Origin of the sequence: Limnohabitans planktonicus II-D5, from assembly GCF_001270065.2 — a bacterium.
Taxonomy (GTDB): domain Bacteria; phylum Pseudomonadota; class Gammaproteobacteria; order Burkholderiales; family Burkholderiaceae_C; genus Limnohabitans_A; species Limnohabitans_A planktonicus.
In genome coordinates, this window is the sequence record NZ_LFYT02000003.1 from 109,710 (window position 1) to 134,439 (window position 24,730).

The window sequence follows — 24,730 nt, forward strand, 5'->3', positions numbered from 1 at the left end:
AGGAAGCATTGGAGAACCATTATGCGCATTGACAAATTGACCACCAAATTTCAAGAAGCCCTCGCCGATGCCCAATCTTTGGCCTTGGGGCGTGATCATGCTTACATTGAACCTGTGCACTTGTTGCTGAGCATGCTCAAGCAAGACGAAGGCCCCAAAGCCTTGCTTTTGCGTGCGGGCGTGCAGGTGCAGGGCCTGCAGGCCGCATCCGAAGCTGCTGTGGCGCGCTTGCCCCAGGTGACAGGGCAAGACCAGGTGCAAGTGGGGCCGGATCTGGTCAAGCTGCTGCAGGCGGCCGAGAAAGAGTCCATCAAGCGGGGGGATGCCTTCATTGCCAGTGAACTGTTCTTGCTGGCCGTGGCTGACCACAAAGGCGAATTGGGGCGCATGGCCAAAGAATATGGACTCAACCGCAAGAGCCTAGAGACGGCCATCACCGCCATTCGAGGCGGCGAATCCGTGGGCAGTGCCGAGTCGGAAGGCCAGCGCGAAGCCCTCAAAAAATACTGCATCGACCTGACAGAGCGCGCCCGTTTGGGCAAGCTGGACCCGGTCATTGGGCGCGACGATGAAATTCGCCGTGCCATCCAGGTCTTGCAGCGCAGGACCAAAAACAACCCGGTGCTGATCGGCGAGCCAGGCGTGGGCAAGACCGCGATAGTCGAGGGCCTGGCCCAGCGCATCGTGGCGGGCGAGGTGCCCGATTCGCTCAAAGGCAAACGCGTGCTGTCGCTGGACATGGCCGCTTTGCTCGCTGGGGCCAAATTCCGGGGCGAATTTGAAGAGCGGCTCAAAACCGTTCTGAGCGAATTGGCCAAGGACGAGGGGCAGACCATCGTCTTCATAGATGAGCTGCACACCATGGTGGGCGCAGGCAAAGCCGAAGGTGCCATGGATGCGGGCAATATGCTCAAGCCTGCATTGGCCCGTGGCGAGTTGCATTGCGTGGGTGCCACGACGCTGGACGAATATCGCAAATACATCGAAAAAGATGCGGCACTGGAGCGGCGCTTCCAGAAAATTCTGGTCAACGAGCCCAGCGTGGAAGCCACCATTGCCATCTTGCGTGGGCTGCAAGAGAAGTACGAAATCCACCATGGCGTGGACATCACCGACCCGGCCATTGTGGCTGCAGCCGAGCTGAGCCACCGCTACATCACCGACCGATTCCTGCCCGACAAGGCGATTGATTTGATTGATGAAGCGGCGGCCAAGATCAAGATTGAAATCGATTCCAAACCCGAAGTCATGGACAAGCTCGACCGGCGTCTGATCCAGTTGCAGATCGAGCGTGAAGCTGTGCGCAGGGAGCACGATGAGTCCTCGCAAAAACGCTTTGCCTTGATCGAAGAAGAAATCGTCAAGCTGCAAAAAGAAGCCTCCGATCTGGAAGAAATCTGGCACGCTGAAAAAGCGCAGGCGCAGGGCGGCCAGCAAGTGCGTGAGCAGATTGACCAATTGCGCCAGCAAATTGAAGAGTTGACCCGCCAAGGCGATTTCAACAAAGTGGCCGAGTTGCAGTACGGCCAGTTGCCCGCTTTGGAGAAAACGCTCAAAGAAGTGCAGGCCAAAGAGGCTGCGCCCGGTGAAAAGCCGGTTCACCGCTTGTTGCGTACCCAAGTAGGGGCTGAAGAAATTGCGGAAGTGGTCTCCCGTGCCACCGGCATTCCGGTGTCCAAAATGATGCAGGGCGAGCGTGAAAAGCTGTTGCAGATGGAAGCCAAACTGCACCAGCGCGTGGTGGGGCAAGACGAGGCCATCGCCGCTGTGGCCAACGCGATTCGCCGTTCGCGCTCGGGTTTGTCCGACCCCAATCGTCCCACAGGCTCTTTCCTGTTCCTGGGCCCCACTGGCGTGGGCAAGACCGAGCTGTGCAAGGCCTTGGCGGGTTTCCTGTTTGACAGCGAAGACCACCTGATCCGCATGGACATGAGTGAGTTCATGGAAAAGCACTCAGTGGCCCGCCTGATCGGCGCGCCTCCGGGCTATGTGGGTTACGAGGAGGGCGGTTACCTGACCGAGGCCGTGCGCCGCAAGCCCTACAGCGTGTTGCTGCTCGATGAGGTGGAAAAAGCCCACCCGGATGTCTTCAACATCCTGCTGCAAGTGCTTGACGACGGTCGCCTGACCGATGGGCAAGGCCGCACCGTGGACTTCAAAAACACGGTGATCGTGATGACCTCGAATTTGGGATCGCACCTGATTCAGGCCATGGTGGGGCAGCCCGCTGAAGACATCAAGGACGCGGTGTGGGATGAGCTCAAAGCCCATTTCCGCCCTGAGTTTTTGAACCGCATTGATGAGACGGTGGTGTTCCACGGCCTGGATGCCCAGCACATTGCCTCGATTGCCAGCATCCAGCTGCAAGCGCTCAAAGACCGCCTGGCCCGCATGGATCTGGGTCTGCAGGTCACCCCTGCAGCCCTGGCGGAACTGGCCAAAGTGGGTTTTGATCCGGTGTTTGGTGCCCGTCCCCTGAAGCGGGCGATCCAGCAGCGCCTTGAAAACCCCTTGTCCCGTTTGCTGCTGGAAGGGCGTTTCTTGCCCAAGAGCACCATCGAGGTGTCGGTAGACCCTGTTCAGCACCCGGGACAGTTTGACTTCAAAGTGCTCGAAACCGCAGCCTGAACCTCGATAGGTGGATGAGAGGGGCTGGATGGCGACATCCAACCCTTTTTTGTCAATGTCCAAAGGCTTGCGTGGCACCCATCAACCGGTGTGACAGCGCTACCAAGAGGGTGTGGGCACAATGCGCCCCATGAACTCAAAAATCGCTGGCCACCTGCTTGTTGAATGCCTTTTGGCCCAAGGCGTTTCCCATGCTTTCGGGGTGCCAGGCGAAAGCTATCTGGCGGTGCTGGACGGTTTTCATCTGCACCGCGACCAGATCCGCTTTGTGACTTGTCGCCAGGAAGGCGGCGCCGCATTCATGGCCGAAGCCCAGGGCCGACTCACGGGTCGTCCGGGGGTGTGTTTTGTGACACGCGGCCCCGGCGCGACCAATGCCTCCATTGGGGTGCACACGGCATTTCAGGACTCCACGCCGATGGTGTTGTTTGTGGGCGATGTGGCCAGCGACACGCGCGATCGTGAAGCCTTTCAGGAAATGGACTACACGCATTTCTTTGGCTCCTCGACCAAAGGCATGGCCAAACGGGTGGAGCGCGTGGATGACCCCAAGCGCCTGCCCGAGTATGTGGCGCGTGCATTTGCCACGGCCATGAACGGGCGTCCCGGTCCGGTGGTGCTGGTGCTGCCTGAAGACATGCTGACCCAGCCCGTTCAGGCAGCCCAGGCGCTGCCACGCGTGGAGCCCGTGCAGGCCTGGAGCGACCCTGGCGCACTGCGCAGTTTGCGTGACATGCTGTTGGCTGCGCGAAAACCTTTGGTCATTTGTGGTGGCGGCGGCTGGACGGTTCAAGCTGCACAGGCCTTGCAGCGATTTGCCGAAAACTGGCAGTTGCCCGTGGCCAATGCGTTTCGTTTTCAGGACACCTTCGACAACCACCATCCTCAATACGCTGGTGATGTGGGCATTGGCATCAACCCCGCCTTGGCCGCACGCATCAAGGAGTCCGACCTGATCTTGGCCATTGGCCCGCGTTTGGGCGAGATGACCACCGGTGGCTACACACTGCTTCAGGTGCCCAAGCCGGTCCAAAAGCTGGTGCACATCCATGGCAGTGCAGAAGAATTGAACCGCGTCTACCAAGCTGACTTGGCGATCCTGTCGACGATGAATGCCGCAGCCCGCAGTCTGGAGGTCCTGACCGCGCCGCCTGAGGTGCCATGGACGGCCTGGACGCGGCAAGTCCATGAGGGGTATCTGAACAACCTGCAGCCCCAACATTTGCCTGGCGACATTGACATGCCTGCCATCGTGGGGCTGTTGCAAAAGCATTTGCAAAGCGATGCAGTTTTGACCAATGGCGCGGGCAACTTTGCCAGCTGGATACACCGCTTTTTCAAGCACCATGGTCTGGTCAAAGGGCACAAGACCCAATTGGCCCCCACGGTCGGGGCCATGGGTTATGGCGTGCCGGCGGGCATTGCGGCCAGCTTGTTGACAGGGCGCATGGTGTTCACCATCGCTGGGGACGGTGATTTTCTGATGAATGGACAAGAGTTGGCCACAGCCACTCAGCATGGTGCCAAAACCATCATCTTGCTGTTGAACAACGGCATGTACGGCACGATCCGCATGCACCAAGAGCGAGAGTATCCACAGCACGTCACCGGTTCCCAGCTGCAAAACCCTGACTTTGTGGCCTTGGCTCAAGCTTATGGCTATGCCGCCACCCGCATACGCCAAACCGATGAGTTTGAGCCTGCACTGACAGCCGCATTGGCCCGCCCGCAAGGCACATTGATTGAGGTGATGCTGGACCCCGAGGTCATCACCACCCGAGGCACTTTGCAGGCCATCACCGATGCCGCATTGGCCAGACCTGCAACTTGAATCGTGGTCTCCGGGCGCGCAACTTGTACACCGCGCCCATGAAAAAACCCGCCGAGGCGGGTTTTTTCATGGGGGGTGTCTGAATTACTTCAGGTGCTTGCCGATCAAGCCAGCCATTTCAAACATGGTGACCTGGGCTTTGCCGAACACGGCCTTGAGCTTGTCGTCGGCGTTGATGGCGCGACGGTTCACGCTGTCTTGCAGGTTGTGCTTCTTGATGTAAACCCACATCTTGCTGACCACTTCAGTGCGTGGCAGTGGCGTTGCGCCAACCACAGCAGCCAAGGCTGCGCTGGGTGTCAATGCTTTCATGAAAGCTGGGTTAGGCGTGCGCTTTTTGGCAGGAGCTGCCTTTTTAGCGGGCGCTTTGGCAGCTGCTGTTTTAGCAGGAGCCGCTGTTTTGGCTGTTGCTGCTTTTTTAGCGGGAGCAGCTTTTTTTGCCGGGGTTTTTTTCGCAGTTGCCATGATGGAAGTTCCTTTGATCGGAAGTTGGTTTCTCCGCTGAGAAACAGTTTGTTTTCAGCTGAACGCATGCTACTGGAGAAACAGCCTCTTTCCAAGCAGATGTGTCAACTTTTACTCAGGGTTGTTGCGTATTTGTTTCGCTCGGAGGGCATTTTTTTGCTTTCGGCCCGTTTTTTGCCTTAGGCACCCTGAAAAAAACCTGCATTTCACTCTTGGCTTTGTGCATTTTGGAATAGCTCATTGGATGACAAAGGACAGTGCGTTTTTCGTTTTCGACCTGTGATTTTTGCGATGCCCATCGGTATCCGTGGACTGGGGCTTCACACCATGCCCGCCTCAGATGCGATCGGGGGCTGCGTGATGTTGCCAGCCTTATCCAAGGCGATTGTGTGAACCCAGGTGACTGGCTCTGTGCCCACGCAGACGGCATGATGGTCCGAGCAGAAGTTGTCTGTGGTTGCTTTGACTGACGCTGTTGATGAACAGTGATAATCAGGGGATGGACATCTTGCTACAACTCATTGATTTCATCCTCCACGTAGACCGCTACTTGGAGCTCTTTGTGAGCCAGTACGGCGCCTGGGTATATGCCCTGCTGTTTGCGATCATTTTTGTCGAGACAGGTCTGGTGGTCATGCCGTTTTTGCCGGGCGACTCCTTGCTGTTCATCGTGGGGGCCTTGTGTGGTGCCGAATTGCTCAATTTGCCCTTGACCATGGGGCTGTTGCTGGCGGCGGCCATTTTGGGTGATCAGACCAACTACACCATCGGTCGGTACTTCGGTCCCAAAGTCTTTCGTTGGGAAAACTCCCGTTTTTTCAACCGGCAGGCCTTCATGCAGGCCCATGCTTTTTATGAAAAATACGGCGGCGTCACCATCATCCTGGCCCGTTTCATGCCTTTTGTTCGCACCTTTGTGCCCTTTGTCGCAGGCGTGGCTGAGATGACGCGCAGCAAATTCACGTTCTTCAACGTGGTGGGCGGGGTGATTTGGGTGGTGGGCCTGATGCTGGCAGGTTATTTGTTCGGCAACTTGCCCTTTGTGCAGACCCACCTGTCCAAAATCATTTGGGCTTTGATTCTGGTGCCCGGACTGATCGCGATTTTCGGTGCCTGGCGGGCGCGCCAATCGGTTTGAGGCCCAGTTCGGGTAGGCATGTTCTTCAGTTCATGCCCGCCCGCGTCGGTGCAAAAGCCGCCGATCGATCAACAAACCATCGCGTAGGTCGGTAGCCTCAGCCCCGACATGGGGCGCTCAAAACGCCAGCACTTCAGCCCAGGTCGGCGGCTGGCAGCCCTGGCGGGTGCAATTGATGGCGGCAGCTTTCATGGACAGCTCGAGTGTCTTGTCCACACGCCCTGCGGCATCGGCAGGCTGCAATGCCCAGTCGGCAAGGGTGTTGCCCCAAAAGGTATCGCCTGCGCCCACCGTGTCGGCCACCTTGACAAGGTGTGCAGGCAGGTTGTGGTGTTGGCCGTCAATGTCCAGATCAGCACCATCACCCCCAAAGGTCAGGGCAATGCGGCTCAATGCACCGGGCCTCGCCATGGAGCGCAGTGCAGCAAGCACGGTGGCCGATTGGGTCCGTGTGACGTTCTCAAAGCCCAGCGTGTGCAGGTCTTCGTCGCTGGCCTTGAGCCAGTCGGCGTGCACCATGACCGATCTCACCGCCGCCACGTAGGCTGCTGGATCGTCGGCTAGTTTGGGGCGCAGGTTGATGTCCACGCTCACGGTCCAGCCCAGGGCTTTGACGCCCTGCACGATGGCCAGCACTTTTTCGTTCTCGGGGGGCACCAGGGCCAGAGAGCCTGTGTGCAGGATGCCGGGCGGGGCGTTTTTCAGTTGGGCCAGCAGACCGTCCACGCTGTAGTCGCGGTCGGCAATGCCTTCGCGGTAAAAGCCGTAGCTGGGCTGGCCATTGGTGACTTGCACCACGGCCAACGAGGTGGGTTTTGTCGAGGCCAGGGTCAGCACCTGAACGCCATTGGCCACCAGCTGCGCATGCAGTTGCTGGCCAAAGTGGTCGGCGGACAGCGGGTTCAGGTAGCTCACCGCGGCGCCGCGCAATGCGGCAGCACGGGCCATGTTGAAGGGGCTGCCGCCCATGAGGGGCAAGAGTCGACCGTCAGGCTGGGCGATGCAGTCCATCAGGGCTTCGCCCAACACAAAAATGGAAGTTGTCATGTTAAAAATCAGAAGAGGGGAGATTCACTTTTTGAGCAGGTGTTTGCGGCGCACCACGTCGATCCACACCGCGATGATCACCACCGCACCGATGGCCATCATTTGTTTGAACTGCGAGACTTCCATCAGGTTCATGCCGTTGCGGATCATGGTGATCAACACCGCGCCCAGCAAGCTGCCCCAGATGCTTCCGCGCCCGCCAAACAAAGAGGTGCCGCCCAAAATGACAGCGGCAATGGCGTCCAGCTCAAACATTTGTGCCATCTTGCCGCTGGACGAATCCATGCGCGCCATCAGCACGATGGCCGCCATGGCACAGGCCAGGCCCGAGATGACGTACACGCCCAGCTTGTACCAGCGGATGTTGATGCCCACTTGGCGGGCGCCCATTTCGTTGGAGCCCATGGCGTACACATAGCGGCCGATCTTGGTGCTCGACAGCACGCAGGCCATCACCACAAAAAAGATGCCCGTGATCAAAGTCGGCATGGGAATGCCGAACACGTCGCCATAGCCGATGAAAGGGAAGGGTGCGGGCAGGCCTGCGTTGTCAAAGCCGCCGGTCAGATCAAAAGCCAGGCCGCGCCACAGCGTCAGGCCGCCCAGGGTGACGATGAACGCGGGGATGCCCACGAACGCCACCAAATACCCGTTGAACAGCCCCACGGAAGCGCCAATGGCCAGCGCCACGAGCATGGCCAGGTAGGGGTTGACGCCGAGTTTGACCATCATGTAACCCGCCACAGCCCCCGCCAAAGCGGTCAGGGCGCCCACGGCCAGGTCGACACCGCCCGTGAGGATCACAAAGGTTTGTCCACCCGCGAGCAAGGCAATGACCGAGGCCTGCACCAGGATGTTGGACAGGTTGCCGGTGGTCAAAAAGTAGGGCGAGGCCAGGCTGAGCAAGACGCCCAAAACCAGCACGGCCACCAGTGCGCCGAACCACTCTTGTCGGGTGATGGATTTCATAAATTCTCGATGTTCATTGCGGGTTTTCTGCAGGAGCCCACCCCTGTGGGCGAATGCTCGCGGGGGCACAAACGCCCATTCGCCCACAGGGGGGGGCTCCTGCATCAAAAGGTCAGCCCGAACACGCAGGTCCGGGCGCGCCATTTCTCGGCCTTGACTTATTTGGCCTTGACCTTCATGAACTGGCCCACGCCGGAGTCGGTCGCGAACTTGTCCACGTTGGCCGGCAGCACCAGGAAGGAGCCGGTGTCGATGCGGGCTTCGACTTTTTCGCCTTTGGCTGCGGCAATGGCGGTTTGCACGCCCACTTCGCCGATCTTGGCCAGCATCTGCGCGGCGTTGGCTTGTTGCCAGCCGTCTTTCATCATGTCCAGGCCGCCGGGTGATCCATCAAAGCCCGCGATCAGGACCGCGCCGGGCTTTTTGCCTGCGGCCATCAAGGCTGCCTTGGCACCCAATGCACCGCCATCCCAAGCGCAAGCAATCACCTTGGCTTTGGGGTTGGCGCGCAGGGCTGATTCGACACCGTTTTGGGCCATGGTCTGGTCCCAGGTGGTGGGCACTTCCACGATCTTCACGTTCTTGCGCACTTCGTTGAGAGCGTCCACAAAGCCTTTTTTGCGCTCTTGTCCGGTGGACTGGCCTAGATCGCCGGTGACATAAATCACGGTGTCGCCGTCCTGGATTTGCTCGGCCGCCCACTTGCCCTGCACGTTGGCCGCTTTGATGTTGTCGGTGGCTACATACGAGGTGATGTTGGCACCGGTGATGCCGGTGTCCACTGCGATGACGGGGATGCCTGCAGCCAGGGCCTTGCTCACGGCAGGGGCGATGCCTGCAGAGTCCACCGGGGCGATGGCAATGGCGTTGACTTTGCGGGTGATCATGTCTTCGACGATGGCCAGCTGCTTGGACAGCTCGCCTTTTTCAGCGGCCAGCTCAATGAACTTCACACCGGGCACGGTACCCGCCTTTTTGGCCCCACCGTTGATCAGGGTCCAGCCTTCGTTGGTGTTGCCGTTGGTGATGTAGGCAATGGTCAGCTCGCTGGCCGCAGGCGCTGCGGCTGCGGGCTTGGCTTCTTCTTTTTTGCCACAGGCGATCAAGGAGGCGGCGACGGTGGCGGCCAGGGCCATGTGGCCGAGTGTGCGTTTGCTGATCATGGGGGTTATCTCCGTTGTTGAGGTGTTGTTTGGTCGTGAAAGCGCGTTTTCTGACCGCAAACGGATTGGAAGCGAAAAAGTCGACTAAGTAAACCTAGTAGTTTTACTAATGCGCATTGGCATGTGTTCCGGCATGCTTGCGCCCATTCACCGCGAAAGTAGCCGCCATGTCGACACCCACACCTGTTCTTGAAATTCAGAAACTGACCAAGCATTACGGCGGCGTCAAAGCGCTGACTGACGCGCAATTTCGCCTTCTGCCGGGCGAGCACGCCGCCATCGTGGGCGACAACGGCGCAGGCAAAAGCACCTTTGTGCGCCTGATCACCGGGGCCGAGCAGCCCAATTCAGGCGACATCCTGCTGGACGGCGGCAAGGTGAATTTCGAGTCACCCCTCGATGCGAGAGAGCAGGGCATCGAAACCGTGTACCAGACGCTTGCACTGGCCGAAGACCTGGATGTGCCAGCCAATATTTTTTTAGGCCGAGAGATCACCCGCCTGAACTTGGGGCCGCTGTCCATCCTCAACCACAAGGCCATGCGCGAAAAATCGGCGGCCATGTTGTCCACCACGGGCGTGAAGATTCAGGACATGTCCGAAAGCCTGCGCGGCATGTCGGGCGGTCAGCGCCAGTGCGTGGCGATTGCCCGTGCCGCCGGTTTTGCCAAAAAACTCATCATCCTGGACGAGCCGACCGCCGCGCTGGGGGTGCAGGAGACGGCCCGCGTGGAAGAAATCATCAAGGGCCTCAAGCAGCGCGGCATTCCACTCATCATCATCAGCCACAACCTGCGCCAGGTGTTTGATCTGGTGGACCGCATCTGGGTGTTCCGCCAAGGCCGCATCATCTGCAGCCGCCTGACCCGCGAGACCAGCCCCGAAGAAATCGTGGGCCTGATCACCGGGGCGATTGACCCGGCCAGCCTGCGCTCTGAAGAGGCCGCCACATGCTGAAGGGGATCGACCCGCTGCTCACACCCGAGTTGCTGATGCACCTGTGCGCCATGGGGCACGGTGAATGGGTGGCGGTGGTGGATGCGAACTTCACCGCCGACCATTTGAGTCAGCGCAAGCCCGTGGTGCGCCTGCCTGGCAACAGCCTGGAGCGGGTGAGCCGCGCCGTGCTGTCGGTGATTCCGCTGGCGGTGGATGTGGCGAAACCTGCGGCTTTCATGCGGGTGTGTCACAGCCCAGACGGTCACCGCACGCCTGCTCAGCAGGCCGTGGTGGATGTCGTGGTGGCCGAAGGCTTTCAACCCGAACAGGTCGAGGCGGTGGATCGCTATGCGTTTTACGAGAAAATCAAAGGGGCCAGCCTGATCGTGCAAAGCGGTGAAGGCACGGCCTATGGCAACGCCTTGTTTTGTAAGGGCGTGATTCTTGTTTAACTTATTCCAGCATTTCTGACATGAACAGCGCCACCCCGAATTCAGCCATGCGTGGGTCCAACCACGTCGGGATGCGCCAATTCAACGAGCGCATCGTGCTGCAGGCCATCCGTCACCACGGGGCCATCCCCAAAGCCGATTTGGCCCGCCTGACCCAGCTGTCCACCCAGACAGTGGCCATCATCGTGGGCCGTTTGCTCGACGATGGTCTGCTGCTCAAACAAGACCGGGTGCGCGGCAAGATCGGCCAGCCTTCGGTGCCGCTGTCGCTCAACCCGCAAGGGGCCTTCAGCGTGGGCATTCAGGTGGGGCGGCGCAATCTGGAGCTGTTGGTGGCCGATTTCACGGGCCAGCCGGTCCATCGCGTAGAGGTGCTTTACGACTATCCAGACCCCGACGAGCTGTTTCAGTCCATGGCGCAAGGCTTGCAGACTTTGCAAGCACGCATGGGCGATCTCTGGCCTCGCACCGTGGGGGTGGGCCTGACCGCGCCGCTGTCGCTGCACAAATGGGCTGACCTGATGGGCGGGCAAGCCGCACAGGCCTTGGCCCTCTGGGAACACATCGACTTGCTTGCACAAGTGCAGCGCCTGACCGATTTGCCGGTGGTGTTTGCCAAAGACACCACCGCCGCCTGCGTGGCCGAGCTGCTGCAAGGCCATGGTCGCAGCGAGCGCAGCTTTTTGTACGTGTTTGTGGGCACCTTCATCGGAGGTGGCCTGGTGCTGTCGGGCCACATCATGAACGGAGAGCGCGGCAACGCCGGGGCGATTGGCTCACTCCCCGTGGGTTTGGCCACGTCCGAGTCCAAGGGCTCAGGCATGCCGCCGCAGCTGCTGCAAAAAGCCTCGGGCTGGCAGCTCGAACAAGCCTTGCTGGCCGCAGACCACAACCCTTTGCTCATTCACCAAAGCGCCATCATGGATGCGGCTTATGCCGAATTCACCGGTCCGTGGATCGCCCAAGCCAGTCAAGCTTTGGCCATGACCGTGGCCAGTGCCGCCGCCTTGCTCGACCTGGACGCGGTGGTGATGGACGGCTCGCTCGGTGCACCCCTCATGACCGCCTTGATGGCTGCCACGCAAGATGCGCTGGGCCAGTACCGGTTTGACGGCATGCACCAACCCCCGCTGTTGGCGGGGCAGGTGGGGGCGCATGCCCGTGCTTTGGGCGGGGCCTTGTTGCCGCTGCACAGCCAGTTTTTTCCGGACAAAGACATCTTCCTGAAACAGGACGCCGCATGAAGTTCTACCTCGACTCGGCCGATGCAAGCCAATGGGCGCTGCCCGCAGGCTGCCCGCCTGTGCAGGGCGTGACGACCAACCCCACACTGGTCATGCAAGCCGGTTTGCCGGTCAGCCTGAGCGCTTATCTGCAATTGGTGGCGCAGGCGGGCGAGGCCCGCATGCCCGAGCTGATGCTGCAACTGCCCCGCGCCGACGTGGGCGAAGCCGCCCACTGGCTGGAAGTGCTGCTGCCTGCCGCCGTGCAGGCCCGCGTGCGCCTGAACATCAAGTTGCCGTGCCACCCCGACTGGCAGCCGGTACTGCGCGAGGTGCAGGCCTGGGGCGTGCCCACCTTGCTGACGGGCTTGTCCAACCCGGTGCAGTTGCTTTGGGCGCTGGCGCAGGGTGCCAATTTCGTCGCGCCTTATGTGGGCCGTCTGCAGGCCGATGGCCGTGATGTGTGGGCCTTGATCGAGGCTTGTGTCGCGGTACAGTCCGACGGCTTGCAACTGCTGGCCGCCAGCATCAAATCGGCCGATGTGCTCTCGCGCCTGATCGCCTGTGGTGCCCACGCGGTCACGGTGCGCCCGGAGTTTGCAGCAGGCTTGGCCACCGACCCCGTGACCCTGGATGCGATGGCGCAGTTTGACCGGGATGTGCAAGCTGGCTGGGTGCGCTCCTGTTCATGACAGGCAGCCTTCGGCAACAACGCTGACAAGCAAGGGGTCACAGACTCACAGGTCCTGGCTGCACAGGCTTGTCAGGGCGGCAACAGCTTGGGTCAGTGGGCTGCGTCACAATGTGCGCCCGAGGCTGCCGCAATGGCACTTGGTATTGAACACGAACAACACATGAGCACTGACGCATCGCATCTTCGACCCTGGCAGGTCATCATTGGCGGTATTTTTGGCTTGGTGCTGACCATCGGCCTGGCCCGTTTTGCCTACACCCCTTTATTGCCTGCTTTACAAATGCAAACCGGGCTGAACGACGCGAGTGCCGGGGCCTTGGCGGCGATCAATTACGCAGGCTACATGTCGGGCGCGCTGGCCGCAGCCTGGATCGACGACGTGCGCTGGCGGCACCGGCTCTACAGCATGGGCCTGTGGCTGTCACTGCTCACCGTGGCGGGCATGGCCTTGTCGAGCTGGATGCCCGCCTGGGCGCTGTGGCGTTATCTGGGCGGTTTGTGCGGGGCCACAGGCATGTTGTTGGGTGCCGGTCTGGTGTTGGGCTGGCTGATGCGTCAAGGGCGACGGCCCGAGCTGGGGGTGCATTTCATTGGTCTGGGTCTGGGCATTGTGGTGTCGGCGGTGGGTGTTTGGGCCGTGTCCAAAATCTGGGCTTTGTGGTCAGACCAGTGGTTGGCCATGGCGGCTATCGGGTTGGTGTTTTTTGTGCCCGCCTGGGCCTGGCGGCCACCCGTGCCGCCAGCACCCGCTGTGGTCAGTGGTGCGCAGCTCTCCAATAAGGTGTCGCGCCGCTGGATGCTGACCATGGCGGGCAGCTACTTTGCCGCCGGTTGGGGCTTTGTGATCAGCGCTACTTTTACGGTGGCGATTGTGGAGCGTGAACCGGCTTTGGCCGGGCAGGGCGCACTGGCCTGGGCGCTGGTGGGTTTGGCGGCCATGCCTGCGGTGTTTTTGTGGGACAAGGTGGCCCGGCGTTGGGGTGACACACGGGCTTTGTTGTTGGCTTTTGGCTTGCAGACGGTGTCGGTGATCTTGCCTGCGTTGTCGGGGACGCTTGCGGCTGCATTGGGCGGTGCCATTGGTTACGGTGCAACTTTCATCGGGATCGTGAGCATGACGCTGGCTTTGGTGGGGCGCCGGGCGCCGCAAAACCCCGGCAAAGCCATGGCCCGCCTGACTTTGAGCTATGGGGCCGCACAAGTGATTGCGCCTGTGGTGGCCGGGGCCATGGCGCAGGCCACTGGCACATTCAAGGGGGCTCTGTGGCTCACTGCGGCTGTCATGGCGGCGGGTATGGCCTTATTGGCCACGCTGCCCAACGACACGCACAAGCCAAGGGCTTGAGCCCTTGACTGCGCGGTGAGCAGCCCCAGTATTGACTGGATTGCCGGGCTTCGCTTGCAATAACTGCCTGTGGCCTCAGATGCCGAAACTGTGCAGCTGCACCAGGCCTTTGGGGGTCTTGAGGCTGGCCACGATGTCTGCAGGGCCGCTGTCAATGGGGATGCCTTCCAGGCCGATGGCGGCATAGGCCGTTTGCAGCTTGGCTCCGCTGGGGTGGCTCACCGTCAGACTTTGCAGGGTCACGCCCGATCGGGGCAGGCTGTTGCGCGGATGCAGGCGCAGCGGTTCGGTCGCGTCAGGTTTGCCCCATTGGATCAGGGTGGGCAGAGCACCATTGAAGAGGCGTTCGCCGTCTTCACGCACGGTGATTTGCCAGTTCAAAATACCTTTGCTGGATTTGCGGCTGGCGTGCACGATTTGGCCGCGCTCGATACCTTGCGTGCGCAGAGCATGCCGCGCGGCCTTGATGTCATCGGTGCTGGCCACAAAGGTGACGAGTCGGGGTTCATGTGCCACCGCCTTTTGCAAGATCGGATCGTCCATGTCAAACCAGCGGGCCACTTGTGTTCGCTTGGGCATCACGGCTTCGGGGTTGATGGCAATGATTTCAAAATAGGCCAGTGGATGGGCGGGCGAGGCGATTTTGAACAGGCGGTTGTGGGTGCCGTATTTTTCGTGCTCGCCGCCTGCGGCCGGTGTGATGCCCAGCGTGGCTTCACACCATGCTTGGCCTTGTTCCAGTGTGGCGGCCATGACCACCAGGTGGTCGATTTGTGTCTTCATGGTTTGGAGGATTCGGCTTCTACGGGCACCCTGCGGGCACCATTGAAGCGATTTTGCCAATAAGCGCTGCGCATGTCTTCAATCTTGACGGATTTGCCAGCTCTTGGGGAATGGATGAATTTGCCGTCACCGACATAAATGCCCACGTGGCTGAAGGCACGTTTCATGGTGTTGAAAAACACCAAGTCACCGGGCTGGAGATCGCTGCGGTCAATCACATCGGTGCTGCGAGCTTGCTCTTCTGCCCGGCGGGGCAAAATTTGGCCCACCGATTTTTCATAGAGGTGACGCACAAAACCACTGCAATCGAACCCGGAAGTTTCGCTGCTGCCGCCACGCCTGTAGGGCACGCCCAGCAAATCCATGGCCTGGGTGATGAGGCCCGTGGCCTTGTCACCGGCTTTGTCTTTGGTGTTGTAGAGGTGGCCCGTCAATTGAGACACCAAACCCTTGTCCGCCAAGGGTTTGAAGGCATCTTCGTCCACAGGGGCCGCCAGGGCGGCAGAGGACGACAAGAGCCAGAAAAGTGAAACGATGAACCTGCGCATAACGCCTGAGCATAACGGAAGTCGTTTATTGAAAATCGGGTGTACACCTTTGCTGTGCATGTTGATCGTTCATGGGGCGTGTTGGCTCCTGCGACAATCTCACCCATCAAAGATGGGGTGTTTATGTTGATGGATGTTCAAGCGTGTCAGTTGGTGTTAGTCGATTTGCAAGCCAAACTCAAACCCGTAATGGTCGACGCCGACGGCGTGTGGGCCAATGCCGCCCGGTTGGCGCAGTTGGCTCAAGTGCTGGAAGTGCCGACCTGGGGCACGGAGCAAAATCCTTCCCGTTTGGGTGCCATGCCGCCTGAAATCCGCAGCCATTGCCGTCAAGTGCTGGCCAAAATGCAGTTCAGTGCTGTCGAGGAGGGCTTGGGGGAATGGCTGCAGCCTGAACCTCCTCAGGCTCTGCGTGGCAATGCGCGCAGTTTGCCGCGCCATCTGCAAAAAAACCAAGCAGCCGTGCAGGAGCGCAAGAGCATTGTGCTGGCCGGTTGTGAGGCGCACATTTGTCTGATGCAAACCGCACTCGACTTGCTGGAAGACGAGTTCGAGGTGTGGGTCGTGACCGATGCCTGCGCATCTCGCACCGAGCGCAACCGCGATGCCGCCTATGACCGTCTGGCCGGAGCAGGGGCGGAACTGGTGACCGCCGAGATGGTGGCTTTTGAATGGTTGCGCTCGGCTGAACATCCAGACTTCAAGCTGCTGCAAAGCTTGTTCAAGTGAGTAAGTTGTTGCGGCTTTGAGGGTGAAGCCGGTACAGTCTTTCGGGTGACAAAGTCAGCTTCTTGCAAGTCCTTTGCTCATAATTATGAATTCAGAAGAGTGGAGTGACTGGCCGATGGCGCACACTCGATGAATTCATTTACGCAGGCATTCAGGAGACCTTCATGGGCAGCTTTGCTGACTTTCACGCACGCTCGATCAACGACCGCGACGCTTTCTGGGCCGAGCAGGCCAAGCTGGTGGACTGGAAAGTCCAGCCCCAGCAAATTTGCGACTACAGCAATCCGCCGTTTGCCAAGTGGTTTGTGGGCGGTGAAACCAACCTCTGCCACAACGCTGTTGATCGCCACTTGGCCGAGCGTGCCGATCAGCCCGCTTTGATCTTTGTGTCGACCGAAACAGACACGGAAAAAACCTACTCCTACCGTGAGCTGCACGCCGAAGTGCAGCGCATGGCCGCCATCTTGCAAGACCTGGGTGTGGTCAAAGGCGACCGCGTGCTGATCTACATGCCCATGATCGCCGAGGCGGCTTTTGCCATGCTGGCCTGCGTGCGCCTGGGGGCCATCCATTCGGTGGTGTTTGGCGGTTTTGCCTCACACTCATTGGCCTCCCGCATCGAAGACGCTTCGCCCAAAGTCATCATCAGCGCCGACGCGGGCTCGCGCAGTGGCAAGGTCGTGGCCTACAAGCCGCTGCTCGATGAAGCCATCCAGCTCTCAGCCCACAAACCTGCCAACGTGATCATGGTGGACCGCCAATTGGCTCCGTTCACGCCCGTGGCCGGCCGCGACATGGACTACGCCACCGAACGCGCCCAGCACATGGATGCGGTGGTGCCATGCGTGTGGGTCGAATCCACCCACCCCAGCTACACCCTCTACACCTCGGGCACCACCGGCAAGCCCAAGGGCGTGCAGCGCGACACCGGGGGCTACACCGTGGCCCTGGCGGCCAGCATGCCCAACATTTTTGAAGGCAAGCCCGGCGGCACTTTTTTCTGCACCAGCGACATCGGTTGGGTGGTGGGCCACAGCTACATCATTTATGGCCCGTTGATTGGCGGCATGGCCACCATCCTCTACGAAGGCCTGCCCATCCGTCCCGACGGCGGTATCTGGTGGAGCCTGGTCGAGAAGTACAAAGTCAACGTCATGTTCAGCGCCCCCACGGCGATTCGGGTGCTCAAAAAGCAGGACCCTGCGCTGCTGACCAAGTACGACCTGTCCAGCCTGCAAGCCCTGTTCCTGGCCGGTGAGCCGCTCGACGAGCCTACCGCCAAGTGGATTTCTGAAGGCCTGAACGGAAAAGCCATCATCGACAACTACTGGCAGACCGAGACTGGCTGGCCGATCTTGAGCATTTGCAACGGCGTGGAAAAAGCGCCCAGCAAGTTCGGCTCGCCCGGCAAGGCGATTTACGGTTACAACGTCAAACTGGTCGACGACCAGACGGGCGATGAATTGACCGGTGCCCACCAAAAAGGCGTGTTGACCATCGAGGGCCCCTTGCCCCCCGGCAACCTGCAAACCATCTGGGGCGACGACGAGCGTTTCGTCAAGACCTATTGGAAAACCGTGCCGAATAAGCTGGTCTACAACACCTTCGACTGGGCCGTGCGGGATGAAGACGGTTACTTCTTCATCCTGGGCCGCACCGACGACGTGATCAACGTGGCCGGTCACCGCTTGGGCACCCGCGAGATTGAAGAAAGCATCTCCAGCCACCCCAACATCGCCGAAGTGGCGGTGGTGGGTGTGGCCGATCAGCTCAAAGGGCAGGTGGCCATGGCGTTTGCCATTGCCAAAGACGCTTCGGGCCTGGGTGATGCAACTGCGCGTCTCAAGCTCGAAGGCGAAGTCATGAAAGTGGTGGACAAGCAACTGGGCGCGGTGGCTCGCCCCTCGCGCGTGTTCTTTGTCTCGGCCTTGCCCAAGACGCGCAGCGGCAAACTGCTGCGCCGCGCCATTCAGGCGGTGGCCGAAGGGCGTGAACCTGGTGACTTGACCACCATGGACGATCCAGCCGCTTTGCAGCAGATCGTCGATCAGATCAAAGGCTGATGCCCAAGGCCCCGCTTTGTCGGGGCCTTTTTTTATTCTGCAAAGGTTCTCTCTAACCGCCTGTAAGTTGGACATCGGACAAGCCATGGCACAATGCGTGCTGTACTTAGGCCCTTCCCCTGCCACAGTCGCATCCGCCAATCGGTCCAGCCGTGTCGCGGAAGGTAAATTTCAACCAACTAATGTTTCCCAGAGGGAAACGGAGGTCAGCGAATCATGAGCGAGACAAATTCCGTCTACTCCGCCTATTCAGGCAATACCCATCTCTTCGGGGGCAATACCCCCTACGTCGAAGAGATGTATGAGAACTACCTGGCCAATCCTGGCAGCGTGCCCGATTCCTGGCGCGACTACTTTGATGCCTTGCAGCACGTTCCCGCCCTCGATGGCTCCAACGCCAAAGACGTGCCCCACCAGCCGGTCATCAATGCTTTTGCCGAGCGCGCCAAAGCCGGCGGCACCAAAGTTGTCATGGCCAGCGCTGACGTCGAGATGGGCCGCAAGCGCACTGCCGTTCAGCAGCTGATCGCCGCCTACCGCAACGTGGGCCAACGCTGGGCAGACCTGGACCCGCTCAAGCGCACCGAGCGCCCCAATATTCCTGACCTTGACCCCGCTTTCTTCGGCTTCACCGATGCCGACCAGGAAACCGTGTTCGACACCAGCAACACGTTTTTTGGCAAGAACAACATGTCCTTGCGCGAGCTGCTCAATGCGCTGCGTGAGACCTATTGCGGCACCTTGGGTGCCGAGTACATGTACACCACCGACCAGGCTGAAAAGCGCTGGTGGCAGCAAAAGCTCGAGAGCATCCGCAGCAAGCCCAACTTCACATCGGACAAGAAAAAGCAGATCCTCGACCGCCTGACAGCCGCCGAAGGTCTGGAGCGCTACCTGCACACCAAATACGTGGGTCAAAAGCGCTTCTCCCTCGAAGGAGGTGAGAGCTTCATCGCCGCCATGGACGAGCTGATCCAGCAAGCCGGTGCGCAAGGGGTGCAGGAAGTCGTGATCGGCATGGCCCACCGCGGCCGCTTGAACGTCTTGGTCAACACCATGGGCAAGCTGCCGGCTGACCTGTTTGCCGAGTTTGACCACACCGCACCGGAAGAATTGCCTGCCGGTGACGTGAAATACCACCAAGGCTTCAGCTCTGACGTGAACACAGTGGGCGGTCCCGTCCACCTGTCGCTGGCCTTCAACCCCTCGCACCTGGAAATCGTGAACCCCGTGGTCGAGGGCTCTGTGCGCGCCCGCATGGACCGCCGGGGTGACCCCCTGGGCAAGCAAGTGCTGCCCGTTCTGGTCCACGGTGATGCCGCCTTCGGTGGCCAGGGCGTGAACCAGGAAACCTTTGCCTTGGCCCAAACCCGTGGTTACTCCACAGGCGGCACAGTTCACATCATCATCAACAACCAGATTGGTTTCACCACGTCTGACCCGCGCGACATGCGCTCGAGCGTGTTCTGCACCGACATCGTCAAGATGGTCGAAGCGCCGGTCTTGCACGTCAATGGTGACGATCCAGAGGCCGTGGTCCTGGCCACTCAGCTGGCTTTGGAATACCGCATGACGTTCCAAAAAGACGTGGTGCTGGATGTGGTGTGTTTTCGCAAACTGGGTCACAACGAGCAGGACACCCCTGCACTGACCCAACCGCTGATGTACAAAAAGATCGCGGCCCACCCCGGCACACGCAAGTTGTTTGCCGACAAGCTGGCCACGCAAGGCTTGGGCGAAACCATTGGCGACGACATGGCCAAGGCCTACCGCGCTGCTTTGGACGCAGGCAAGAACACCACCGAGCCGGTGTTGACCAACTTCAAAACCAAGTTCACTGTGGACTGGGCGCCTTTCATGGGCAAGAAGTGGACCGACGCGGGTGACACCTCCATTCCTTTGGCCGACTGGAAACGTCTGGCCGAGAAAATCACCACCATCCCTGAGTCGGTCACACCGCACCAGTTGGTCAAAAAGGTGTACGACGACCGCGCCGCCATGGGCCGTGGCGACATTCCGGTGGACTGGGGCATGGGCGAGCACATGGCTTTCGCCTCACTCGTGGCCAGCGGCTACCCTGTGCGCCTGTCGGGCGAAGATTGCGGCCGTGGCACATTCACCCACCGTCATGCGGTCATTCACGATCAAAAGCGCGAGAAGTGGGACACCGGCACCTACGTCGCCCTGCAAAACGTCTCTGACAAGCAGGCCCCCTTCACCGTGATCGACTCGATCCTGTCCGAAGAAGCTGTGCTCGGCTTTGAATACGGCTATGCCTCCAACGACCCCAACACCCTGGTGATCTGGGAAGCCCAGTTCGGCGACTTTGCCAACGGCGCTCAGGTGGTGATCGACCAGTTCATTGCGTCGGGCGAAGTCAAGTGGGGCCGTGTGAACGGCCTGACCTTGATGCTGCCGCACGGCTACGAAGGCCAGGGCCCCGAGCACAGCTCAGCCCGTGTGGAGCGCTTCATGCAGCTGGCGGCTGACACCAACATGCAGCTCGTGCAGCCCACCACGGCCAGCCAGATCTTCCATGTGCTGCGCCGCCAGATGGTGCGTGACCTGCGCAAGCCGCTGGTCATCTTCACGCCCAAGTCGCTCCTGCGCAACAAGGACGCCACCAGCCCGGTGTCCGAGTTCACCAAGGGCAGCTTCCAGACGGTGATCCCCGAGAACAAGGCGCTCAAGGCCGACAAGGTCAAGCGCGTCATCGCTTGCTCGGGCAAGGTGTACTACGACCTGGTCAAGCAACGCGAATCCAAGGGCTCTGATGACGTGGCGATCATCCGCGTGGAACAGCTCTACCCCTTCCCGCACAAGGCCTTCGCAGCCGAGATCAAGAAGTACCCCAACGCCACCGACATCGTCTGGTGCCAGGACGAGCCACAGAACCAGGGTGCCTGGTTCTTCATCCAGCACAACATCCACGAGAACATGCTCGAAGGTCAAAAGCTCGGTTATGCCGGTCGCGCAGCGTCCGCGTCACCTGCGGTGGGTTACTCACACCTGCACCAGGACCAGCAAAAAGCACTGATCGAAGCGGCCTTCTCGAAGCTCAAGGGCTTCGTGCTGACCAAGTGAACTACCAGAACAACCTTGCGTTTAACCTTTAAAGAGAATTAAAAATGGCTATCGTAGAAGTCAAAGTCCCACAACTGTCCGAGTCAGTGGCTGAAGCCACCATGCTGCAGTGGAAAAAGAAAGTCGGCGAGTCTGTTGCAGCCGACGAAATCCTGATCGACATCGAGACCGATAAGGTCGTGCTCGAAGTGCCCGCGCCTGCTGCTGGCGTGATCTCTGAAATCCTCGTGGCCGATGGCGGCACTGTGGCGGCTGATCAATTGATCGCCCGCATCGACACCGAAGGCAAAGCCGGTGCCGCTGCTGCGCCTGCAGCAGCCGCCCCCGCAGCCTCTGCAGCAGCCCCTGCGGCCGCAGCAGCTACCACAAGTGGCAGTATGGCCGGTGTGGCCATGCCCGCCGCTGCCAAGCTCATGGCTGACAACAGCCTGGCTGCTGGCTCGGTTGCCGGTTCCGGCAAAGACGGCCGCGTGACCAAGGGTGACGTGCTGGCCGCCGTGCAAGGTGGCGTTTCAAGTGCCGCTGTGGCCGGTGGCGTCAAGTCCACTGCCGCTGTGATCCCCACAGGCGTGCCCACCAAGGCCCTGGCCCAGGTGGCTGCACCGGCTGTGCACCTGGGCGACCGCCCAGAGCAGCGTGTGCCCATGACCCGTCTGCGCGCCCGTGTGGCCGAGCGTTTGCTGCAATCGCAGTCGACCAACGCCATCCTGACCACCTTCAACGAAATCAACATGGCCCCGGTCATGGACATGCGCAAGCGCATGCAAGAGCGTTTCGAAAAGGAACACGGCGTCAAGCTCGGCTTCATGAGCTTCTTCGTCAAGGCCGCTGTGCACGCGCTGAAGAAATTCCCGGTGCTCAACGCATCGGTGGACGGCAACGACATCGTCTACCACGGCTACTTCGACATCGGTATCGCGGTGGGTTCCCCACGCGGTCTGGTGGTGCCCATTTTGCGCAATGCCGACCAGATGAGCTTTGCCGAGATCGAAAAGAAGATTGCCGAGTTTGGCCAGAAGGCCAAAGACGGCAAGCTGGGCATCGAAGAGATGACCGGCGGCACCTTCTCCATCAGCAACGGCGGCACTTTCGGATCGATGATGTCCACCCCCATCATCAACCCACCCCAGTCGGCCATCTTGGGCGTTCACGCCACCAAAGACCGCGCCATGGTGGAAAACGGCCAGGTTGTGGTTCGCCCCATGAACTACTTCGCCATGTCGTACGACCACCGCATCATCGACGGCCGCGAAGCCGTCTTGGGCTTGGTGGCGATGAAGGAAGCGCTGGAAGATCCGGCTCGTTTGTTGTTCGATATCTGATTTCAACGTGAGTGAAAATAAACCGAGCGTTGAGCAGGTGGCTTTGAGTCATCTGCTAGATAACGCATATGAAGAGTTCAAGTTATCTATTCATTCAGCTAGTGCTCGGTTTGTTTTATGGGGATCTTTTCGGGATGCCGCGGACCTAAAACAGCACTACTTTGCAGCAAAGAATAAGAAGTTCCTTTTGGATGGAAGACGTAGTGCAAAGAGTTTTAGCCCCAGTGATTCGACTCTTAAAGAGGTTGTCGAGCTAGGTGCAGCAGAAGCAGAGGCGTATGTCGATTGGGTGCGAGAACAAAATGGGCAACCGATCCTCCGCGAAATGCTTGTGTCCTACTGCACAGTATTCGAAAACTGTTTGAAAAACGTTGCGCTTGTTTTTCTTCTCGCAAACAAGAAGAACCAAGGTCTCCGCGGTCAGGTTTTTGTACCTGGCGACGAGTTTAGGAAAGCGCTTCACAGCATCCAGGATCGATGGCGTGCAGCTGGTAGTGCTGAAAAAAGCCGGGCAGAACAGTTTTTTGATTCGAATATTCAAACAGTAAATGTGGACTGCTCCCGCTTTCAATTTCTGCCAATGAGTGCTCCTGAATGGTCCACATGTCGCGCGGCTTATCAAGCCCGAAATGCTTTGGTGCATCAATTGGGCCGACCCTTTGAAACTCTTGAAATTGATGGAACACCATTGCCTGCTGGTTGGGAAATTCAGCTTACCCCAGCGCAGTTGCTAGCCGTACAGAGATCATTTGAAAAAATCTTGTGGCCATTGGATCCACTGAACCAACTTTAATTTTGGAGTGAACATGTCTAAACAATTCGACGTCGTTGTCATCGGCGGTGGCCCTGGTGGCTACATCGCAGCGATTCGTGCTGCACAACTCGGTTTCCAAGTCGCTTGTATCGACGAGTGGAAAAACGCGGCCGGTGGCCCAGCCCCCGGCGGCACCTGTACCAACGTGGGTTGCATCCCCTCCAAGGCTCTGCTTCAATCGAGCGAGCACTTTGAGCATGCCAACCACCACTTCGCAGAGCACGGCATCACCGCCACGGACGTGAAGATGGATGTGACCAAGATGATTGCCCGCAAAGACACCGTCGTGAAGCAAAACAATGATGGCATCTTGTACCTGTTCAAGAAAAACAAGGTCACCTTCTTCCACGGTCGTGGCAGCTTTGCGGGCAAGGCAGAAGGTGGTTACACCCTCAACGTGGCAGGCAAGACCGAAGAGTCCATCACCGCCAAGCAAGTCATCATTGCCACCGGCTCGAACGCCCGTGCCTTGCCCGGCACACCGTTTGACGAAGTCAATGTGTTGTCCAATGATGGCGCTTTGCGCGTGGGCGCTGTGCCCAAGAAGCTGGCCTTGATCGGTTCCGGCGTGATCGGTCTGGAAATGGGTTCGGTCTGGCGTCGACTGGGCGCAGAAGTCACCATCCTCGAAGGCCTGCCCACATTTTTGGGCGCGGTGGACGAGCAAATCGCCAAAGAAGCCAAGAAGGCTTTTGACAAGCAAGGCTTGAAGATTGAACTGGGCGTGAAAGTCGGCGAAATCGTCAATGACAAAAATGGCGTCACCGTCAACTACACCAACGCCAAGGGCGAGGCGGTGGTGCTGGATGCGGACAAGCTCATCGTGTCGATTGGCCGCGTGCCCAACACCATTGGCTTGAACACCGAAGCTGTGGGCCTGCAGCTGGACGAGCGCGGCGCGATCGTGGTCGATGCTGATTGCAAAACCAACCTGCCCGGCGTGTGGGCCGTGGGTGATGTGGTACGTGGCCCCATGCTCGCGCACAAAGCCGAAGAAGAGGGCGTGGCCGTGGCCGAACGCATCGCGGGCCAACACGGGCACGTCAACTTCAACACCATCCCTTGGGTCATTTACACCAGCCCCGAGATCGCTTGGGTCGGCCGCACCGAGCAGCAGCTCAAGGCCGATGGCGTGGCCTACAAGGCGGGTTCGTTCCCGTTCCTGGCCAACGGCCGTGCCCGCGCCTTGGGCGACACGACCGGCATGGTGAAAATGCTGGCCGATGCCACCACCGACGAAATCCTGGGCGTGCACATTGTGGGGCCCTCGGCTTCCGAGTTGATCGCCGAAGCTGTGGTGGCCATGGAGTTCCGAGCGAGTTCGGAGGACATTGCCCGTATTTGTCACGCCCATCCCAGCTTGAGTGAAGCCACGAAAGAAGCGGCACTGGCCGTGGATAAGCGCACCTTGAACTTCTAAGTCCATGCCACACCCCGGACAGCTGTTGGGGGTGAGTTGGGTTAAAGTTCAGGATCCCTGAAAACCCGGGCATG

The 24,730-nt window shown here is 59.6% G+C and carries 20 protein-coding genes; 14 read left to right on the plus strand and 6 right to left on the minus strand.

What is annotated here, in order from left to right; genetic code table 11:
- Positions 1-21 precede the first annotated feature (21 nt).
- Together clpB and H663_RS23580 are read left to right on the plus strand one after the other, a co-directional pair.
- Positions 22-2,628: an ATP-dependent chaperone ClpB gene (clpB, locus tag H663_RS23575; RefSeq protein ID WP_053176548.1), complete on the plus strand. Its 2,607-nt coding sequence runs from the start codon at positions 22-24 to the stop codon at positions 2,626-2,628.
- A 130-nt stretch (positions 2,629-2,758) separates the two neighbouring features.
- Complete coding sequence (locus H663_RS23580) at positions 2,759-4,459, plus strand: thiamine pyrophosphate-binding protein (protein ID WP_053177023.1); 1,701 nt, start codon at positions 2,759-2,761, stop codon at positions 4,457-4,459.
- 84 nt (positions 4,460-4,543) lie between these two features.
- Here the strand turns inward: H663_RS23580 and H663_RS23585 are convergent, their stop codons facing one another.
- A complete protein-coding gene (locus H663_RS23585; protein WP_053176546.1) occupies positions 4,544-4,924 on the minus strand; it encodes an SWIB/MDM2 domain-containing protein in 381 nt (126 codons plus the stop codon).
- 499 nt (positions 4,925-5,423) lie between these two features.
- Here H663_RS23585 and H663_RS23590 point away from each other — a divergent pair, with 499 nt between their 5' ends.
- Positions 5,424-6,062: a DedA family protein gene (locus tag H663_RS23590; RefSeq protein ID WP_053176544.1), complete on the plus strand. Its 639-nt coding sequence runs from the start codon at positions 5,424-5,426 to the stop codon at positions 6,060-6,062.
- 117 nt (positions 6,063-6,179) lie between these two features.
- On the opposite strand, the gene H663_RS23595 is transcribed toward H663_RS23590, so the two are convergent.
- The 3 genes from H663_RS23595 to H663_RS23605 all read right to left on the minus strand — a co-directional run bounded on the left by H663_RS23595 (position 6,180) and on the right by H663_RS23605 (position 9,241).
- Complete coding sequence (locus tag H663_RS23595; protein ID WP_053176542.1) at positions 6,180-7,109, minus strand: PfkB family carbohydrate kinase; 930 nt, start codon at positions 7,107-7,109, stop codon at positions 6,180-6,182.
- A 24-nt stretch (positions 7,110-7,133) separates the two neighbouring features.
- Positions 7,134-8,078: an ABC transporter permease gene (locus H663_RS23600; protein WP_053176540.1), complete on the minus strand. Its 945-nt coding sequence runs from the start codon at positions 8,076-8,078 to the stop codon at positions 7,134-7,136.
- A gap of 158 nt (positions 8,079-8,236) precedes the next feature.
- A complete protein-coding gene (locus H663_RS23605) occupies positions 8,237-9,241 on the minus strand; it encodes a sugar ABC transporter substrate-binding protein (protein ID WP_053176538.1) in 1,005 nt (334 codons plus the stop codon).
- Between the two features lie 167 nt (positions 9,242-9,408).
- Here H663_RS23605 and H663_RS23610 point away from each other — a divergent pair, with 167 nt between their 5' ends.
- The 5 genes from H663_RS23610 to H663_RS23630 all read left to right on the plus strand — a co-directional run bounded on the left by H663_RS23610 (position 9,409) and on the right by H663_RS23630 (position 13,893).
- Positions 9,409-10,197 carry an ATP-binding cassette domain-containing protein gene (locus tag H663_RS23610; protein WP_053176536.1) on the plus strand — a complete coding sequence of 263 codons (789 nt, stop codon included), beginning with the start codon at positions 9,409-9,411 and terminating at the stop codon, positions 10,195-10,197.
- Positions 10,191-10,631: an RbsD/FucU family protein gene (locus H663_RS23615; protein WP_053176534.1), complete on the plus strand. Its 441-nt coding sequence runs from the start codon at positions 10,191-10,193 to the stop codon at positions 10,629-10,631. Before H663_RS23610 ends, H663_RS23615 begins: the two co-directional genes overlap by 7 nt.
- A gap of 20 nt (positions 10,632-10,651) precedes the next feature.
- Positions 10,652-11,875 carry an ROK family protein gene (locus H663_RS23620; RefSeq protein WP_053176532.1) on the plus strand — a complete coding sequence of 408 codons (1,224 nt, stop codon included), beginning with the start codon at positions 10,652-10,654 and terminating at the stop codon, positions 11,873-11,875.
- On the plus strand, positions 11,872-12,546 hold the full coding sequence (locus tag H663_RS23625; RefSeq protein WP_053176530.1) for a transaldolase family protein: 675 nt from the start codon (positions 11,872-11,874) through the stop codon (positions 12,544-12,546). The genes H663_RS23620 and H663_RS23625 overlap by 4 nt, the downstream gene beginning before the upstream one ends.
- Before the next feature lie 162 nt (positions 12,547-12,708).
- A complete protein-coding gene (locus H663_RS23630) occupies positions 12,709-13,893 on the plus strand; it encodes a YbfB/YjiJ family MFS transporter (RefSeq protein WP_053176528.1) in 1,185 nt (394 codons plus the stop codon).
- A 75-nt stretch (positions 13,894-13,968) separates the two neighbouring features.
- Here the strand turns inward: H663_RS23630 and H663_RS23635 are convergent, their stop codons facing one another.
- Positions 13,969-14,676 (minus strand): VOC family protein, encoded by a 708-nt coding sequence (locus H663_RS23635; protein ID WP_053176526.1) that lies wholly within the window; start codon positions 14,674-14,676, stop codon positions 13,969-13,971.
- Entirely contained in the window at positions 14,673-15,224 is a 552-nt protein-coding gene (locus H663_RS23640) for a C40 family peptidase (protein WP_053176525.1), read from the minus strand. The genes H663_RS23635 and H663_RS23640 overlap by 4 nt, the downstream gene beginning before the upstream one ends.
- A gap of 123 nt (positions 15,225-15,347) precedes the next feature.
- Between H663_RS23640 and H663_RS23645 the strand changes: the two genes are divergently transcribed.
- The 6 genes from H663_RS23645 (at position 15,348) to lpdA (ending at position 24,656) form a co-directional block, all read left to right on the plus strand.
- Positions 15,348-15,953 (plus strand): isochorismatase family protein, encoded by a 606-nt coding sequence (locus H663_RS23645; protein ID WP_053177021.1) that lies wholly within the window; start codon positions 15,348-15,350, stop codon positions 15,951-15,953.
- Positions 15,954-16,117: 164 nt separating this feature from the next.
- Positions 16,118-18,016: a propionate--CoA ligase gene (locus tag H663_RS23650; RefSeq protein WP_053177019.1), complete on the plus strand. Its 1,899-nt coding sequence runs from the start codon at positions 16,118-16,120 to the stop codon at positions 18,014-18,016.
- Between the two features lie 216 nt (positions 18,017-18,232).
- Positions 18,233-21,100 carry a 2-oxoglutarate dehydrogenase E1 component gene (locus H663_RS23655; RefSeq protein ID WP_053176523.1) on the plus strand — a complete coding sequence of 956 codons (2,868 nt, stop codon included), beginning with the start codon at positions 18,233-18,235 and terminating at the stop codon, positions 21,098-21,100.
- A 44-nt stretch (positions 21,101-21,144) separates the two neighbouring features.
- Positions 21,145-22,422 (plus strand): 2-oxoglutarate dehydrogenase complex dihydrolipoyllysine-residue succinyltransferase, encoded by a 1,278-nt coding sequence (odhB, locus tag H663_RS23660; protein WP_053176521.1) that lies wholly within the window; start codon positions 21,145-21,147, stop codon positions 22,420-22,422.
- A 7-nt stretch (positions 22,423-22,429) separates the two neighbouring features.
- Entirely contained in the window at positions 22,430-23,215 is a 786-nt protein-coding gene (locus tag H663_RS41240) for a hypothetical protein (protein WP_133239954.1), read from the plus strand.
- Between the two features lie 13 nt (positions 23,216-23,228).
- On the plus strand, positions 23,229-24,656 hold the full coding sequence (gene lpdA, locus H663_RS23670) for a dihydrolipoyl dehydrogenase (protein ID WP_053176517.1): 1,428 nt from the start codon (positions 23,229-23,231) through the stop codon (positions 24,654-24,656).
- Positions 24,657-24,730: the final 74 nt, after the last annotated feature.